Below are 15,570 nucleotides of genomic sequence, written 5' to 3' on the forward strand. Positions count from 1 at the left end.
ATGAAAGGAATTCTCATGAAGCTATGGCCTGTTGTGACCGGTGTTGCCATTGCGCTGACGCTGGTCGCCTGTAAATCCCCCACGCCGCCGAAGGGCGTGCAGCCTATTACCAACTTTGAAGCCAGCCGCTATCTCGGAAAATGGTACGAGGTCGCCCGTCTGGAAAACCGCTTTGAACGCGGGCTGGAGCAGGTAACCGCCACCTACGGCAAACGCAGCGACGGCGGCATCAGCGTGCTTAACCGGGGCTACGATCCGGTGAAGAACAAGTGGAACGAGAGCGAAGGGAAAGCGTACTTTACTGGCGAACCGACCACCGCCGCGCTGAAGGTCTCCTTCTTCGGCCCCTTCTACGGCGGCTATAACGTGATCAGGCTGGACGATAAGTACCAGTACGCGCTGGTGAGCGGCCCGAACCGCGATTACCTGTGGATCTTGTCGCGCACGCCAACCATTCCGGATGCGGTGAAGCAGGATTACCTGAACACCGCGCGCAGTCTGGGCTTCCGGGTTGATCAGCTGGTGTGGGTGAAGCAGTAGCCCTTACTGGTAGGAAAACGTAATGCTGGCCAGCGCGTTGGCCGAGCCGGGGACCAGTTCGCCGGTTCGGATGTACTGCGCCTGGAACGGCAACGTGAGCGTTTGTGCCGTCGTGGTGCTCTTGATAAAGAACTGGCCGGTCGTGCCCGCAGCCGAGCTGTCCGGTCCCATCATCAGCGGCCCGCTACCGTTGTAGAAAAACTGCACCCCAACGCCGGACGCCGTGGAGTCTCCGGTCAGCGTCACCACCGACGAGGTGTTCGACGGTGTGGTCTGATCGGTCATCACAGCGTGAACCGCCACGTTCGCGTCGCAGGTCAGGCCGACGGTAAACGTCCCCGATGGTGACGTACTTCCCACCGTGGGCAGAGTGCGAATATCAATGGTGCCCAGCGCCACGCTGGCGTTTTTGCTGCCGACCGTACACCCGCTGGCGGTCACCGTGATGGTGGTCGGGCTGATAATCACCTGCGCCGTTTTCGTCTCGTTGTTATAGGCGGTCAACACCGCGGCGTTGATGGTCGGGATTTGATATACGCCGGATTTCAGGGCGGCGCCGGTTTTAATAAAGGTGACCTTTGCTGACCATCCCAGATCCTGGGCAAACCCACTGGTGCCCTCTGCCGGGTAGCTTTGTGTGATACCGGTTTGCAGGGGGATATATTTTGTACTTTTAAAATCCTTCAGCCCGATGATATACCCCACGCCCGGTACGCCGGTCTCAAAAATGGTGTAGTTCGCGCCGTCGACGGTAACCGTCGCACCGCTTGAGATGGCGCTGCTGCTGGGCTGCAGCGTCCCTTTGGTGCAGGTAAAAATAACCCCGCACCAGAACACCTGCTGCACGCTGGCGGTAGCGCTCCAGGTGGAGCCAATAATGCTGCCCGGCACCACGGAATCCGCTGGCCCGGTGTAGGTCATTGGCTGAGGGGAGAGGGTAATATCCGATTTCCAGTCCAGCGCCTGTACGCTGGCGCAGAAAAGTAATCCGCTGAGAAGAAACGCTAAACGCATCATAGATACTCCGTTGTCCAGGTGGCGATGGCTGACACATCACCGGCGCTCACGGGCGTAGCAGTTGCAACCAACTGCGCGTAGAAGGTCATCTGTACGCTGTCATCTCCCGCCGTTCCGTACGCGGTGGTCTTTGTATTCAGGGGAATGAGTACGCTCTCTTTATCAAGGATCTGAACCGCCACGCCGGTAGCGCCACCGTCGGCAATTTTCAGCAGCTGCGGGTTGTCATCATCCGGCGTACCGCTGAAGCGGATTTTTACGCCAGCAAAGGTTGGCCCGCACGCTTCAAGCCTGAGCGTGAAGGGCGTTTTGATATTGCTGACGGCCCCGGCACGGCTAAACTGTTTAATACCAATGGTGCCCAGCGGCACGTTCTGCTCCCCGGAGTCCTGCGCCACCACGCAGGTATTGCCGATCAAATTGCCAGTAACGGAAACCAGCACGTCATACCCGCGAACGGGGAGAGCGAAAGCCAGCAGTGCGATGCAGCCGATCCGAAACGTTACTGACATACTACCTCCTGAGAATAAAGTCCGGTGCGGGCGCTATAGTGCTGCTTGTTTAAGGCATAGGTAATGGCGCAGCGCTGGCGGCTGCCGCGGCCCCACACTGCGTTCAGCGTGCCCTTCTCTGACAAACCGGAGAGATACAGGCTGCCGGCATCGCCGACGATGCCGCTGGTTTTGTCATCATCGAGCGAGACCAGCGTGCCGAAGGGGAGCACGTCGTTGCCGTGACGCACGATAAACATCGCTTTTGCTCCCTGATGGGTGGTGAAGGTGGCGCGAACCAGGGCACCGTCGGTAGGCGTTTTGTTGGCGATGGCGTTTTCCAGCTCCACGTCGTTGCCGGCGGTCGTCACGTCCAGCGCGACCTGGTTAACGCGGTACGGCGTGGCGTACGGGATCACCGCGTAGCCACGGCTGTCCGTTTTGATGCCCTTATGGTTAAGCACGGCGACATTGCTGGCCCCCGGGGCTTTCACCAGAATGTTGGTATTTCCGAGCGGCTGGCTCAGCGTCAGGCCATCCTCATGCACTACCGCACCGCCGCTGATGCCGTAGCTGAGGTTGCGGGAGTCGCTGGCGTAGCTGTAGCCCAGGTTGTAGTCTCCCCACGCGCCCTCGTATTGCAGGGTGGCATCGCCGCCGTAGTGCTGTCGGGAGCTGGAGCGCTGGTTGACGCTATAGAACAGATTCTCCTCACCCGGCAGGTAGCCGCTCACGCCCGTGCTGGTGGTTGTACCGGTGGAGTCCGCATGGGTCGTGGTAAAGCGCGCGCGGGTCGACAGCGTCGGATTGCCCAGCGGGACCGAAATCGACATCGACAGGATGTTATCTTTCTTGTCGTCATACAGGCTCGAGCTTCGCTGGACGCTGACGCCAAGCGACACATTACGAAACGTGGCGTTCCACGCAAACTGCAGACTTTGCGTCGTGTCTGACGTGTTCCAGTAGGTCTGCTGATCCCACGACAGTGACAGCGAGCCGTATTGTCCCATCGGCTGCGACAGCAGCAGCTGGTTTTTTGCCTTGCGCGACATGCGCAGGTTGTACACGGTGTCGTATTGGGTCGTGACGGTGCCATCGTCTTCCACCGTCTGCTTTGGCGATCCGCCCGACATGCCTTTGTACGTGGTGTCGCTGAGGGTATAAAACCCTTTCGTGGAGTAGCGCAGGGAGAAGAAGTTAACCCGCGTGCCAATGTCGTTCAGCAGCTTGCTGTAGCGCAGGCGCACCGAATCACCGGTGTAGTGCTGATCGTCCGCCAACTGGCTGCGGGCGTGGGTCAGGTCGATGGAGTAGGCGCCAAAGCGGCCGAGATTTTGCCCAAACCCGAGGGCAAGGCCGTTATAGCGATTGGCAAACTGCGCCCCGCCGTAAAACGTCAGGCCGTATCGCCAGCCGTAGAACAGCTCGCCCTGCGCGAAAGAGGGGGCGTCCTGATTGCCCGTCGGACGGTATTTCCCGGCGCCCAGGGCATATTTCACCTGTCCGTTACGCACCAGGTTCGGCACGCTGGCAAAGGGAAGCGTGTATTGCGTTTTGCTGCCGTCGTTCTCCTGAATGGTGACCGCCAGATCGCCGCCCGAAGAGGTCGGGTAGAGATCTTTCAGCACGAACGCCCCCGGCGGAACGGAGGTTTGATAGATGATGTTGCCGTTCTGGCGAACCATCACGGTGGCGTTGCTGCGCGCGATGCCGCGAACTTCAGGCGCGTAGCCGCTGAGGCTGGCGGGCAGCATGTTGTCATCGGTTTTCAGGGCGATGCCGCGCAGGCCCACGGAATCGAAGACCTGCGCCGAGGTGTATGTTTCTCCGGCATACACCTGCGCACGCAGGGCGTGAATATCGCGCTGCAGCCAGGTCTGCACGTGGGTGAGCTCATTGCTGTCTTTGGCCCACGTGGTGAAATCACGCAGCCGCCACGCGCCCAGGTTGATGCCGCTGTTGAGGCTCGCAAACAGCTGCTGTTCCCGCGTGCGCGTCTCGCCGCGATACTCATTGTTCGAGCCGTTGACCACGTAATTCAGCCACGCGGCAGGAATGCCCGCTTCCCAGCTTTCCGGGCTGACGTATCCGCGCGGCAAATTGCGCATCGCACTTTGCGGTACGGTGAAGCCCAGGGTGAGCGTCTTCTGGTCCAGATCAAACTGCGTATCCGCAAACGCCTTCGTTAAGAAGATGCAGCGCTGCGCCAGCGGCAGCGCTCCGCCCTTCGCCTGATGACTATCGATGCCCAGCGCGTCGAATTGCTCAGGCGTGAGGCAGGGCAGCGCTTCACCCGTACTGTCTTCAGCAAGGCGGAACGTGACGTTACCTGTGAACGCGTAGTTGGTATTGATATACACGTTGAGGTTGTAATCACCCGGTGGCAACGCGCTCCCGGCATTGACCCAGGCGAGATCGGCGCTGTTTGCGCTCTCGCCGTTGAGGAACGCGGGGTTAAAGCGCAGCTCGCTTTCAGCAGCCACGGCTTGCCGAATCACCAGGGAGATCACCGTGGCGCACAGGATTTTTCTTTTCACGTGGTCACGCCTTACTGTTTTTATTATTGGGATAACGACGCGCGCGTGGCGGGGGTCCATGCCCCGTAATCGTTAATGGTCTGATAGCTCATGCTGCCCGCATGGCTGAAGGTTTCGGCCAGCATCACGCTGCCTTTCGGGGGCACCATCACCGGCTGCACCGGGATACCGTCAATTTTCACGTTGATGGTGGTGAGGTAGTACGGTGTTGGGTTACTGAGCGTCACTTTTCCGGCACGGTAGGCACCGGCCAGTTTTTTCCATGCTTCTCCCGGGCTTTCACTGAGTCCTTCCGGGCGATAAAAGACCTTAATACGGTTAGCCGATGCAAACTGCAGCGTATTCCCGGATCCGCTTTTCGTCTGCTGGGGGATGGCTTTGACCGTCATCCAGTAGAGCGTCTCCCGATCCGCTGGCAGGGCTTTACCGTTAAACATGATTTTCACCGCGCTTTCGCTGGCCGGTTTCATGACGTAGAGCGGCGGCGTGATCACGAAGTCGTTAGTACGTTCGCCTTTCTCATTCTCCATCCATGACTGGATGAGGAACGTGGCGTCGGGATGGGTGTTTCTCACCTGCATCATGGCCTGGCTGGTGGCGCTGGAGTAGACCATTCGCGTTGCGCCCAGCCCCACGCCACCGGCATAGACGGCGGAGGAACATAAAGCGCCCGCCAGGCAAATCCATGTGTTTACGCGCATAGTGTTTCTCCTGAAAGCTAAGACAGGCCCGGCCCGCAGACCGGGGCTGAAGATTACGAGTAGGTCACGGTGTAGGTCGCGACGGCGCTGGCATCACCCGCAGTGGCGCCGCCCTTCGGCGAGTAATATTTCGCGCTGAAGTTCAGGGTGTTGGCACCCTTGCGCAGAGGAATGGCCGAAGCAGGTTCACCCAGCTTCACCACGTTGCCCTGCTCGTCATAAAGGCGGATAGCCACGTTTTGCGCAGAGTTGGCGCCGCCGTTTGCCCCGACGGACAGGCTATTAACATCGGAGCCGTCCGGCGTGCCGGTGAAGGTGACGGCCACGGTTGTGGCGGCAATCGGGTTCTCAGCCGTAGAGGCTGAGGTGTCGGCGATTTCACAATCTTCCAGGGTGATGGCAAACGCTTTAGCCGTGCTGGCTTCACTGCCTGCAGCCGCCAGCGTTGCGGTACGCACTTCACCCATGTCCACGTCAATGTTGGCGCTTCCCGCGCTGATGGCGCAGGCGGACGTCACCACTTTGCCGTTAAAGTTCACCGTGCCGCCACTGGTACCAGCAGCCAGCGCCGTTCCGGCTGGCAGTAGTGCCGCAATAGCGATCGCAAGCAGCGTTTTATTATTGAATTGAGCTTTCATTGTCCTGATTCCATTATGGTGTTATGTCGAGATTTGCTCTGAAAGCAGCAGGTCTAACTGGTTAAAAAGACCAGCAAATCTGTCTTGTTCCTGAGCCCGAGTTTTCTTATCGCTGAGCTTTTTAACGCGCTGACACGACGGTAAGAAAGCTGCTCTGTTTCGGCGATGTAACGCATATCCAGACCCTTTCGCAGTTCCTTCAATACCCTCCATTCGCCCGGCGTCAGCGATAACGCCGTGGGTTTTTTTAGTGGTCGATAACGGCTATCGACCAGTTTTAATACGCTGGCTCGCCAGTGATAAAGTGGGGCCTGCAGCGAGATATAGGCGTCTATTTCACCGCGTATCCACAGCCAGGAATTTGCCGGTGCGGAATACATGCAAATAAGCACGCCGGGATAGAGGGCTTTCATTTTCCTGATATATTTCAGGCAGTCATATCCCGCGTGATATTTCTCCGTGCCGGATAAAAAAATCACGTCTACCGGCGTGGCCGCGAGTATCGTTTCGATCTCCGCGTAATTATCGAACGATGCTGTAATCTGCATAGACGGAGTAATATTTTTTAATAACGCAGCGATCCCCTGGCGCGCAAAGTGATCCCCACCCAATAGCGCGATATTTAAATGACGTGTGTTGTTGAGTTTATTCGCCATGTCATTCCCTCGATTTATAATTGTAATGAGACTCGTCTGTCTGGCAGAACGATGTCTGTATTTTCGAAGCAATTAAGCATTGCACGGTATGAGCCCACTATACTCAGGGCGTAAAAGAGGTAATCTGAATTAATCTTAATTTGTTTTAAGTTCAGTTTAGATGTAGCGTCAATTCTCCTCGCTGAACCGGCTTTTTGCTTATCTGCCTGTAAACAATCATACCGGTAGTTTTTATTGAAAAGTTAGCTTTAATAAATGTTTTGTAAGGAAATGGTCTGGTGACGTCACGCGAGGCGGGTTGTTACTGACGGTGGCTAACAGTTTTGTGCCGAAATCGTTAATAAAAACGACATCTTTCGAATTAGACTTAATTTCGAAACCCGCTGGCAGCGCGCGTCCTTTCTGCTTTTTGTTTAAAAAAACAAATTAAGCGCGCTGAATAATTCAGACAGCGATGGCTAAAGCGTTCAACGGGCGCCTTTGTCGAGTTTTGTCAGTGTCAAGACGGCTTTAAATGGCGGTTAAGAAAACTTCAGACGGTCAGATAAAGAGAAAGGAAAAATAAGATTTTTCGCCAGGCGCCAGGATATACAGTTGCGCGTTAATCCGTCACATTAATCTTTACACAGGCGAGGGATACGCAGGTTAACCGTGAAGGGAATCTACTGGAGCAACAAGCGTTGACCGGAGGTATTTAGCCCATTTTATGCATAAGCATTACATTATTAATGGCCTGGTAGAGTTTCACCCAGCCGCCAGCACATTACGCGATCTCAACAATCCTGACCGGGTGGTGGTATTAAATTCCCCGGCGGGCCGCTGTTTGTTGTTATTAATTGAGAGAGTCGGAAGTATTGTGACTCAACAGGAGTGCATGGATATTGTCTGGCAGCGCCGGGGGATGCTGGTTTCGCCTAATACCTATTACCAGAACATTTCTATTCTGCGTAAAGGTCTGAAGAAGGTGGGTTTCGAAACCGATCCAATTGTCACTATCCCGCGCATTGGACTGACGCTCGCAAGCGATACGCAAATCACCATTAAAGAGACGCAGCCGCAGGCTGAAGAGGAAGAATGCTCTGCTCCGGATGTCTGCGAAGAGACCGTCGTCCCGACGGTCTCGACACGCCGCTTCTGGCTGCCGTGCGCGCTGGTGCTATTGCTGATGCTGGCTGGCGTGAGCGTTATCAGCCATAACCTGCTGCATGACAGCTATTTCGTCGACGGGTACCGCTTCGCGATGAAGATGGGCGAATGCCAGCTCTATTTTTCTCGCGATATTGAAACGCAGCGTGACAGGGATAAAGCCCTGGCCTATGCCACCCCGTTTAAGGACCAGTGCGCGAACTATCCCTGGGTGTACGTCAGCGGATACATCCTGCTGCCTCGCGCGTCGATCATTCGCTGTGACAGGCCAATGACGGAACCCAACCGCTGTATGTCTGATTATTTTATAGAGGATCGATAGTATGGTTCGCTACCGTCAAACGCTTGTCGCGCTCTGCCTGTGCCTGTTGATGGGGGCTGTCGTGGCGGCGTATTACCTCTGGCATCGCCATTACATCCAGCCCTTTTCCTGTCAGGCGAATTTTATTCAGCATCACCGTGATGAGACGCTCTCTCTGTGGCTGAATTACACCGTGGAGGGTAACAGCGGAATACTCAGTATGAATGGGCATGTGAAAAGCGACCTAACGAAGACCCTGAATCGCAAAGTGTTCTTTCAGATTGAGCGCAAAGACAGCGTCTATAATCTGACGTCCATACGCAATATGAAATTTCCGGACGACAACATCAGCGACAGCTGGCTGGAGAAGTACGAGCCCTTATTTTTTATCTATCCGAATAAGAATATTTATATGCGCATTAAGAAACAGCAGAATGAGAATTATTTATTTATTCCGGGAACGCTGCCGACCTATGTGTGCCACACATCAAAAAACGGATAGCGACAGGGATAAATGTTTTTAAGTTTTTGCGGGCATCATTTATGCTTGATTTAACAGCCAGAACCTATCTTAGGAAAATATAACAGCAACAATAATGTTGCGATAATGTAATTATTATTCTTCGGCAAGTTAATGAAAAATTTAATTGATGATAGCGTCAGAATGACGCCTGCACGGAATAAATCCCTGCATATGGGTTTACTCATGTGGCCCCATTTCTCGCTTTTCGCATATTCAGGATTAATAGAGGCGTTACGCATTGCATCCAGCGTCCAGAAGCGTAGCCAGAAAATACGCTTTAAACTCAGCCTGATGAGCATTTACCCCGACTTACCGGTAGCAAGCAGCTCAGGGGTCAGCGTGCGGCCTGAGGCCGCCCATGCGCCGCCCGGTGACTTCGACTACATTGCGGTAATTGGTGGAGGCCTGGAGCACCTTCACCTGGGGCACCGTGGCGACAGAGCGTTCCTCACGGATGCTCATCACAACAACGTTCCTCTGATCGGTATTGGTACCGGCAGCTTTATTCTGGCGGAGGAAGGCTTACTGAACGAGCGCCGCGCCTCGATTCATCCTCATCATCATGGCGTTTTCACGCAGCGGTTCCCGCAGGTTTATGCTGAGCAAGGCCTCGATTTTATTGACGAAGGTGATGTGCTGACCTGCCCGGGTGGGATCTCAACGCTCACCCTGGTAACGTCGCTGATCCGCGCCCACGGGGGAGACGACATTGCGGCCATAACCTCCCGGCGTCTGTCTCTTCTTCCGCATGACGCCAGCGCGCCGCGGCCTGCCAATATCGCCATGATCCCTGATTCACGGCTGCGCAGGGCGGTGATGATTATCGAACAGTATCTGACTCACCCGCTGAACGCCGCCAGGCTCGCTCAGGACGTCAAGCTGAGCGAACGTCAGCTCAACCGCCTGTTTCACGCCGAGTTTGGCAAAACGGCGCGGGAATTTATTCGCAGCGCCAGGCTGCGCTATGCCTGCTGGCTGCTGAAGAACTCTCAGCAAAGCGTCACGGATATTGCGCGGCGGATGCGGTTTAGCGACTGCGCCCACTTTATTCGTCATTTTCAGACCGAGTACGGCTGTACGCCGGGGGTATGGCGCACCTCGCAGAACTGATGCACCTATTTCGTGCTTTCTTCGTAGGGTATTACTGGCTCGCCTGGATAGACTTCCGTTAAAAGCCTAACGGAGGGACGACAACATGAACTGGCAGCCTTTTCGCGGCGATGCACCGGAAAATATGACCATTTTCAGCGCGTCCTTTCCCGACGTCAGCGACCAGTGGCCGATGAAAGACGATGCTGCCCGTGAGATCGCCTCCCTTGACCGCGCCCTGAAAGCCGAACCGGCGCTCCGGGCACCGAGGGTGGAATACGACGAAGGGGGGCAGGCCGTGCTGGTTCCTCAGAACCGCTATTCCGAACAGGCCTTCCGCAACCGTCCGGCGCTCGCCGCGTGGCGCACCCGGCTGGTGCCCTCTGCGCTGGCGCTGTTTGTGGTGCAAAACCCACTGGAGGACCGCCTGCCCGACGGCACAAAAATGGACAGCGACAGCCGCCAGTGGTTTATCCACGCCAACGATGCCATCGGCGTGCGTTCCCGCGCCCGGGTGCTGGCCGCGCTGGTGGATAAGTACATTCATAATGAAAGCGAGAACAACTGGGTCAGCCTCGCGAGCGGCGCCGCCATCCCGGTACTGGAGGCGCTGCGTGAAGCAAAGCTCGACGGCCAGCAGGTCTATCTCACGCTGGTAGACAAAGACCCGGTGGCGCTCAGCTGGGCCGAAACTATGGCGGCGCAGGAAGGCATTGTGGTGGGCGAACAGCTGACACTGCTCAGGCGCAACCTGCTCCATACGCTGGTGCGTAACGAGGACCTGCTGCTGGAGCTGGGCGAGCACCAGGCCGAACTGGTCGACGCGCTGGGGATCTTCGAATACTTCAACGATACCGATGCGGTGATTTTTCTCCAGCGCGCCCTGCGGCTGGTCAAACCCGGCGGCGCGGTGATTGTGTCGAACATGCTCACCAGCAGCCCGCAAATTGACTTTGTGCTGCGGGGTATCGGCTGGGAAGATATTTACCCGAGGTCGTTACAGCAGCTGCAGGATATTCACCTCGCGGCGGGCGTGCCGGTGGAAAACGTCACCGTGGTTGTGCCGAAGGATGGGGTGTACGCGGTGATGGAGATTAAGGTTTAGCTCGATCTGTTCCCTCTCCCTGAGGGAGAGGGTTAGGGTGAGGGTGGAACAGACCGCAAAGCGTGGCTTGAAATAGCTCGGTTTTCCAATCATGATCCCCCAATGAAAATAGAAACCGCACTCCCCTCACACTTCGAACGTCTGGTCGCGATCTGGGAATCCTCCGTCCGTGCCACCCATCACTTTTTACAGGAAAGCGATATTGCGGCGCTGCGCCCGCTATTGCTCAACGCCTACCTGCCTAACCTCAAGGTTGTGATCGCTCGTGATGACGCAGGCGTTATTCACGGTTTTTTAGGCGTGGATGAAAACCGCATTGAAATGCTGTTTGTGGATGACGCGAGCCGGGGAAAGGGCGTCGGGAAATTGCTGCTGCAACACGCCATCGAAGAGTTTGGCGCGAACGAGGTGGACGTAAATGAGCAGAACCCGCAGGGCGTCGCGTTTTATCGCCATATGGGGTTTGAGCAGGTCGGACGCTCGGAAGTGGACGGGCAGGGGAATCCGTTTCCGTTACTGCATATGCGGTTGGGCGGGCAGGTTTAACGCCCTCTCCCTCTGAAGAGGGAGTCTGCAAGCTAGTTACTGGTAATTTGCCCGATGATTACGCCACGCACTTTTTCGCTATCGAAGTAATAAGAGACCGTATTGCTCTGTATGAATCCATTCTTTACTGGCGTCTCCTGATAAAAAAGCATTGCTTTCTTTTTGGCGATCTCTTTCTCGCCGAACGATGCGACTAAATTCCCATGCGTCGCATTTAATAATGGAACATTTGCGACGGAGACGCTGACAGGTTCCGTTGTTTTAGCACACTCTTTATGGATGCCATCTTTGGCTATAACTAGCGCAGTTAGCAATCCTGCACCCATTTCGTTATCAGAAATGAACCAGTAATTCGTGTCATCGTCGTCATGAAGGCAGACCCAGCGTGCGGAACTGTCTTTGTTAATTGGTGTGCTGGAGATGTCTGCCAGATGTGTAACCTCCAATTGCACGGTTTTCTTACCGATGGTAATAGTGGGATAGAGGTGCACTTCTGTGGGTTCTTCCGGCGTTGTTACGTCATCCTGATAAAACCTGGCTGCGAAGCCGGACATTTGGGCTGCTGATGTATTTTGAACCAGGAATAGAAGTGCAGCCAAAAATATCATTACTTTCATTTTAGATGCCCTAATACGTAGCACGATTATTCCATTCGTCAGTGTAGGCAATGTTCCCATCGCAATGTTTCCATGTAATCTTCTCGTAACGGAGTTGAATATCTTCGAGATGCGTGCTTGTTAAGCCGGTGGGATGCAACAGGGGTGATATAGAGGTGATCTTTACGTTCTCCATTATCATATTGAAATACTCACTCTCAACACCCTGGTCAAGAATTCGATACATTTTCAAAACTGCTTTTTTGAATATTCTTCCTTCACACATTGCACGATACAAAACAGGCGTTGCAGCATCAAATTCCTTATGCAAGTTTATGGGGGAATGAACTCTCGTGCCTGTCAAACGACCCGTATTCGAGCTCTCAGGGATCCATACCTGATGGATAACTGAACGGATTTCAAACGATCCTAATCTCGCTGGCAGTAAGGATGGACCCACTATAGGCGAACCATTTTCATCAAACAACCACAGATGAGCGGGAATCGACATAATTTACTCCTGTTAAATAGTAATTATCTTTTTTTACGTAAAAGGATATAGAGGCCTACAATAACTACAATTGACCATATTGCATTCATTGCGATTTTTTCAGGTAGCCAGGTTACGGAAAATAGTGCAAATATTATGACGAATGAAAGGGGAATTGCGCCTCTCAGGAAGAATATGAGTTGGCCTTTTAGCCAGTCTTTAATAGCTTTAATCATCCCTTTATCATCCTTGAAATCGCATATGCAATATCGCTGTCTGAAGCATAAGCTTGGTTAAGCATGGGGGATCTCATTATTATGGGCTCAATCATGAAAAACATCATTTCAAGTTCTTCCTGATAAAGAAGATTATAATAATAAGCATTATAATTTTTTAGATGGTTGGCACTTCTTGATGCCTGCTCAACGATACCATAAATTTTTAAACCAAGAACAGCATAAGTAGAAAACGATGTGATCTTTTCCTTCATCCAAATGTTGGTATGAACACTACTACAAATTGCAATAGTTGCCGAATATATAAAAGCTTGGCTGGAGAGCATTGATGATGAAATTGATACACCCAAATTCATAAGATTTCGTTGTATGCTATGTATTCTTTTTTCACTCTTGTTGCCTAGTAAGCTTTTAATATAAATATAGAGCATCTTATAGATAACGTCTCTGTGTTTTATTAACTGGACAATACCTGTCAAAAATCGTGAGTCTTCTTTGCGTAATCGTAAACATACGTCCTGATAGTTTTCAGTAAAGCACGAAAGTTGATAGCTTAGTCGCGTTACCCCATCATCTATCTGGTGCGCTTGCTTTAATACTTCATCTTTTACGCCTGTTAAGGCGTGTTCTAACTTTAAAGCCAATATTTTATGTGCATCTATTGATGTTATTAATGAGTCACTATAATACATATTGCACTCTTTAACAGTAAACAGAGGCACAAGTTCCTATTAATATTTGCGTTCTGCTGTGATGCATATCGCAATACTTAATCTTTAATAAAAAATACAGGGATATAAACCTTCGAGTAATATTTGTCGTGAATAATTGTTGGCTATCAATTTAGATATTGTATGAGCGTGAGAATTAGGGCGTTAGATCGGTTGTATATTAGTTTAATAGCCGTATGGCCGATAAAGGCGAAACTGGGTGCCACGAGCTGAGCGTAACTACGAGTGTTGCTTTGAGATTGTAGCGATCGCTCACTGGAAATCTGATGTCTCCTTTCCTGGCAAACTATCCGGAATTTCCGGATAGTTGAATGCTGATCAATTTCGCCATCAGAAATTCTATTTATGAGATGCTAATTGATGGTTCGAACAGGGAGATTGGGTTGCGACTTTCTCTGCATGTCCTCTCCCATCTACATCGTCTAACGCGCCTGGCGGGTTGTATGCCAGAAACAGTCGCTAAGCCAGGTGGCTTGTATTTGATTTTGCGGGGCGCTTTCCAGGACGCTGAGTTTGAATCGCTGCAAGCGCATCTTCTATCTCAATGAGCTTTGCCTTCGTCCGTTTATAATCATCCTGCAACCGCTGCTCCTGCTCGTTATACGCTACCAGAACGATGCACCCTTTCATGACCTTTACCGTGACCTGCTGTCCGGTATCAAAACCCGCCGCGCGAAGCCACTTGCCGGAAAGGATGATTTTTGGGGTGGATTTGTCGAAAACATTCGGGCGGTATCCCACAATTAATGAACGCTCGGTTCCGGATTGGTCTGTCTCTGGGGTAGAATGCGAATCAGCCATAATCAACTCCTTGATAGTTGGTGAGGTTAGCTCTCGTCCGGTATTGCGAGTACCTGGCGAGGGCGTTTCAATTTGAGGTTATCGTATGTTAAGGTACGTACCTCAATGAAGATATCTTGCTCTTGTAGGTACGTACATGTCAACAGCCAAACGTGACCCTAATCAGTCAAAATCCGGGAAAGCACCGACTTTTCAGATTCGCATTACGCCGGAGTTGAAGGCGCAGTTTGAGGCTGCGGCGAAGGAGGCGGGGATGAGTTTGGGGAATTGGTTGAAAAACCTTGGTAGAGAAGAGCTAAAAAAAAAACAATAATAAAAATTACTTGAATGAAACTAAATGAGAGGCACAGAACTTTATACTGTACCTCTTTTTTAAATCATCTTATAACTTTTGGATTAACCCAATTCCATTTTATATTCCTAATGACATCAGATTGAGTTATTTGGCAGTCAATAAATGTCGAGATACAAGGGATGTTGAATTTCAATAAATCAATATCTGTTTGGCTTAGTTTAAATGTGAATGTATTATTTTCTAATATGAAGTTATCGGAGGATTTTGCTTTTATAGTTACAGAGTATTCACCCGCTTTCCACCAAATAAAGTTTTCTCGTGAGGTAATCAGATTATGATATTGTTGCGATTCTTTCAGTTTTTTAATAAAGTCTACTGATGATTTACTTTTAAGATAGTTTATATGAGAAAGTAATTCATTTTGTAGTAATGAATCTTGTTCATGATATTTAGGTTCTTGAAATTTTATAAATTTTTCTGTCAATAGATCTTGGAAAAGATTTATTGCAATCGCAGGATAATCTTTTGTGATATATTGTTTATTACCACTGTCATCACTAATTTCGTTTTGGATTTCAGTAATCCCGACCCATTTCAAACTATGAATATCACCATCCATATGTTTTATTTCAATTGAAAGATCCTCGATTAATAATGGTTTTTTATTAGAAAGGAGATTCATCCTTAAATTAAAAATAGGACCAAAGGAAGTATAGCTTATCTCTAGGGTATTGTTATAGTAAAACTTCAACTTTGGTTTGGTTATGTATTTATAAAATAAATTAATTATTTGAGGTAGCCAGGCTGCGGCACCAATATACGCGACTATATCTCCAGTACTCATGCTATTATCCCCAATATTTAATTTTAATAAATTTAGCATTTTTAAGTAAAATATGCGAGAGATAGATAACGGAGATGTTTTGTTTAGTCTTTGGAGAGAAATCATAGGATTTTGGCGGAAGATCACAGGAGTGATAAACTCCATGTAATTATTTGATTTTATTTGATTTTATTTTGAGGGGAAAATAAATTATACACTTTGCTATACACAGTAGTGAGAGTGTAGATCACCCTAACAATCTCACATTGTTCGCAATACAATCAATAAACTTGCTAGGAACTTATTCA

General features: G+C 51.3%; 18 protein-coding genes. 7 read left to right on the top strand and 11 right to left on the bottom strand.

The window, feature by feature from the left end; translation table 11 throughout:
- The first annotated feature begins 15 nt into the window (after positions 1–15).
- On the top strand, positions 16–540 hold the full coding sequence (locus HBM95_00390) for a lipocalin family protein (protein NIH41411.1): 525 nt from the start codon (positions 16–18) through the stop codon (positions 538–540).
- Between the two features lie 3 nt (positions 541–543).
- Here HBM95_00390 and HBM95_00395 read toward each other — a convergent pair whose 3' ends face one another.
- From HBM95_00395 to HBM95_00420, 6 genes are read right to left on the bottom strand one after another with little or no spacing between them, the layout of a single operon-like run.
- Positions 544–1,554, bottom strand: coding sequence for a type 1 fimbrial protein (locus HBM95_00395; GenBank protein NIH41412.1), 1,011 nt, complete (start codon positions 1,552–1,554; stop codon positions 544–546).
- Positions 1,554–2,069: a type 1 fimbrial protein gene (locus tag HBM95_00400; protein NIH41413.1), complete on the bottom strand. Its 516-nt coding sequence runs from the start codon at positions 2,067–2,069 to the stop codon at positions 1,554–1,556. Before HBM95_00400 ends, HBM95_00395 begins: the two co-directional genes overlap by 1 nt.
- The gene (locus HBM95_00405; protein ID NIH41414.1) at positions 2,060–4,585 is read right to left on the bottom strand and encodes a fimbrial biogenesis outer membrane usher protein; all 2,526 of its coding nucleotides are present in this window, start codon (positions 4,583–4,585) and stop codon (positions 2,060–2,062) included. The genes HBM95_00400 and HBM95_00405 overlap by 10 nt, the downstream gene beginning before the upstream one ends.
- Positions 4,586–4,608: 23 nt before the next feature.
- Positions 4,609–5,286: a fimbria/pilus periplasmic chaperone gene (locus HBM95_00410; protein ID NIH41415.1), complete on the bottom strand. Its 678-nt coding sequence runs from the start codon at positions 5,284–5,286 to the stop codon at positions 4,609–4,611.
- A gap of 53 nt (positions 5,287–5,339) precedes the next feature.
- The gene (locus HBM95_00415) at positions 5,340–5,924 is read right to left on the bottom strand and encodes a type 1 fimbrial protein (protein ID NIH41416.1); all 585 of its coding nucleotides are present in this window, start codon (positions 5,922–5,924) and stop codon (positions 5,340–5,342) included.
- A 53-nt stretch (positions 5,925–5,977) separates the two neighbouring features.
- Positions 5,978–6,580: a response regulator transcription factor gene (locus HBM95_00420; protein NIH41417.1), complete on the bottom strand. Its 603-nt coding sequence runs from the start codon at positions 6,578–6,580 to the stop codon at positions 5,978–5,980.
- A gap of 706 nt (positions 6,581–7,286) precedes the next feature.
- Here HBM95_00420 and HBM95_00425 point away from each other — a divergent pair.
- The 5 genes from HBM95_00425 to HBM95_00445 all read left to right on the top strand — a co-directional run bounded on the left by HBM95_00425 (position 7,287) and on the right by HBM95_00445 (position 11,290).
- A complete protein-coding gene (locus HBM95_00425; GenBank protein NIH41418.1) occupies positions 7,287–8,048 on the top strand; it encodes a transcriptional regulator in 762 nt (253 codons plus the stop codon).
- 1 nt (position 8,049) lies between these two features.
- Positions 8,050–8,529 carry a hypothetical protein gene (locus HBM95_00430; GenBank protein ID NIH41419.1) on the top strand — a complete coding sequence of 160 codons (480 nt, stop codon included), beginning with the start codon at positions 8,050–8,052 and terminating at the stop codon, positions 8,527–8,529.
- Between the two features lie 204 nt (positions 8,530–8,733).
- Positions 8,734–9,660, top strand: a complete 927-nt coding sequence (locus tag HBM95_00435) for a helix-turn-helix domain-containing protein (protein NIH41420.1) — start codon at positions 8,734–8,736, stop codon at positions 9,658–9,660.
- 85 nt (positions 9,661–9,745) lie between these two features.
- The gene (locus HBM95_00440; GenBank protein NIH41421.1) at positions 9,746–10,744 is read left to right on the top strand and encodes a class I SAM-dependent methyltransferase; all 999 of its coding nucleotides are present in this window, start codon (positions 9,746–9,748) and stop codon (positions 10,742–10,744) included.
- 102 nt (positions 10,745–10,846) lie between these two features.
- Positions 10,847–11,290 carry an acetyltransferase gene (locus HBM95_00445; GenBank protein NIH41422.1) on the top strand — a complete coding sequence of 148 codons (444 nt, stop codon included), beginning with the start codon at positions 10,847–10,849 and terminating at the stop codon, positions 11,288–11,290.
- A gap of 32 nt (positions 11,291–11,322) precedes the next feature.
- Here the strand turns inward: HBM95_00445 and HBM95_00450 are convergent, their stop codons facing one another.
- From HBM95_00450 to HBM95_00465, 4 genes are all read right to left on the bottom strand, one after another.
- Positions 11,323–11,844 (bottom strand): hypothetical protein, encoded by a 522-nt coding sequence (locus HBM95_00450; GenBank protein ID NIH41423.1) that lies wholly within the window; start codon positions 11,842–11,844, stop codon positions 11,323–11,325.
- Between the two features lie 73 nt (positions 11,845–11,917).
- A complete protein-coding gene (gene hcp, locus HBM95_00455) occupies positions 11,918–12,397 on the bottom strand; it encodes a type VI secretion system tube protein Hcp (GenBank protein ID NIH41424.1) in 480 nt (159 codons plus the stop codon).
- 211 nt (positions 12,398–12,608) lie between these two features.
- The gene (locus HBM95_00460) at positions 12,609–13,304 is read right to left on the bottom strand and encodes a hypothetical protein (GenBank protein NIH41425.1); all 696 of its coding nucleotides are present in this window, start codon (positions 13,302–13,304) and stop codon (positions 12,609–12,611) included.
- Positions 13,305–13,802: 498 nt separating this feature from the next.
- On the bottom strand, positions 13,803–14,144 hold the full coding sequence (locus tag HBM95_00465; GenBank protein NIH41426.1) for a type I addiction module toxin, SymE family: 342 nt from the start codon (positions 14,142–14,144) through the stop codon (positions 13,803–13,805).
- Positions 14,145–14,280: 136 nt separating this feature from the next.
- On the opposite strand from HBM95_00465, the gene HBM95_00470 reads away from it, so the two are divergent.
- Positions 14,281–14,457, top strand: a complete 177-nt coding sequence (locus HBM95_00470; protein ID NIH41427.1) for a toxin-antitoxin system HicB family antitoxin — start codon at positions 14,281–14,283, stop codon at positions 14,455–14,457.
- Between the two features lie 64 nt (positions 14,458–14,521).
- Here the strand turns inward: HBM95_00470 and HBM95_00475 are convergent, their stop codons facing one another.
- Positions 14,522–15,388, bottom strand: coding sequence for a hypothetical protein (locus tag HBM95_00475; protein NIH41428.1), 867 nt, complete (start codon positions 15,386–15,388; stop codon positions 14,522–14,524).
- Between the last annotated feature and the right edge of the window lie 182 nt (positions 15,389–15,570).

Source organism: Enterobacter asburiae (assembly GCA_011754535.1).
In the GTDB taxonomy this organism is placed as follows: domain Bacteria; phylum Pseudomonadota; class Gammaproteobacteria; order Enterobacterales; family Enterobacteriaceae; genus Enterobacter; species Enterobacter cloacae_N.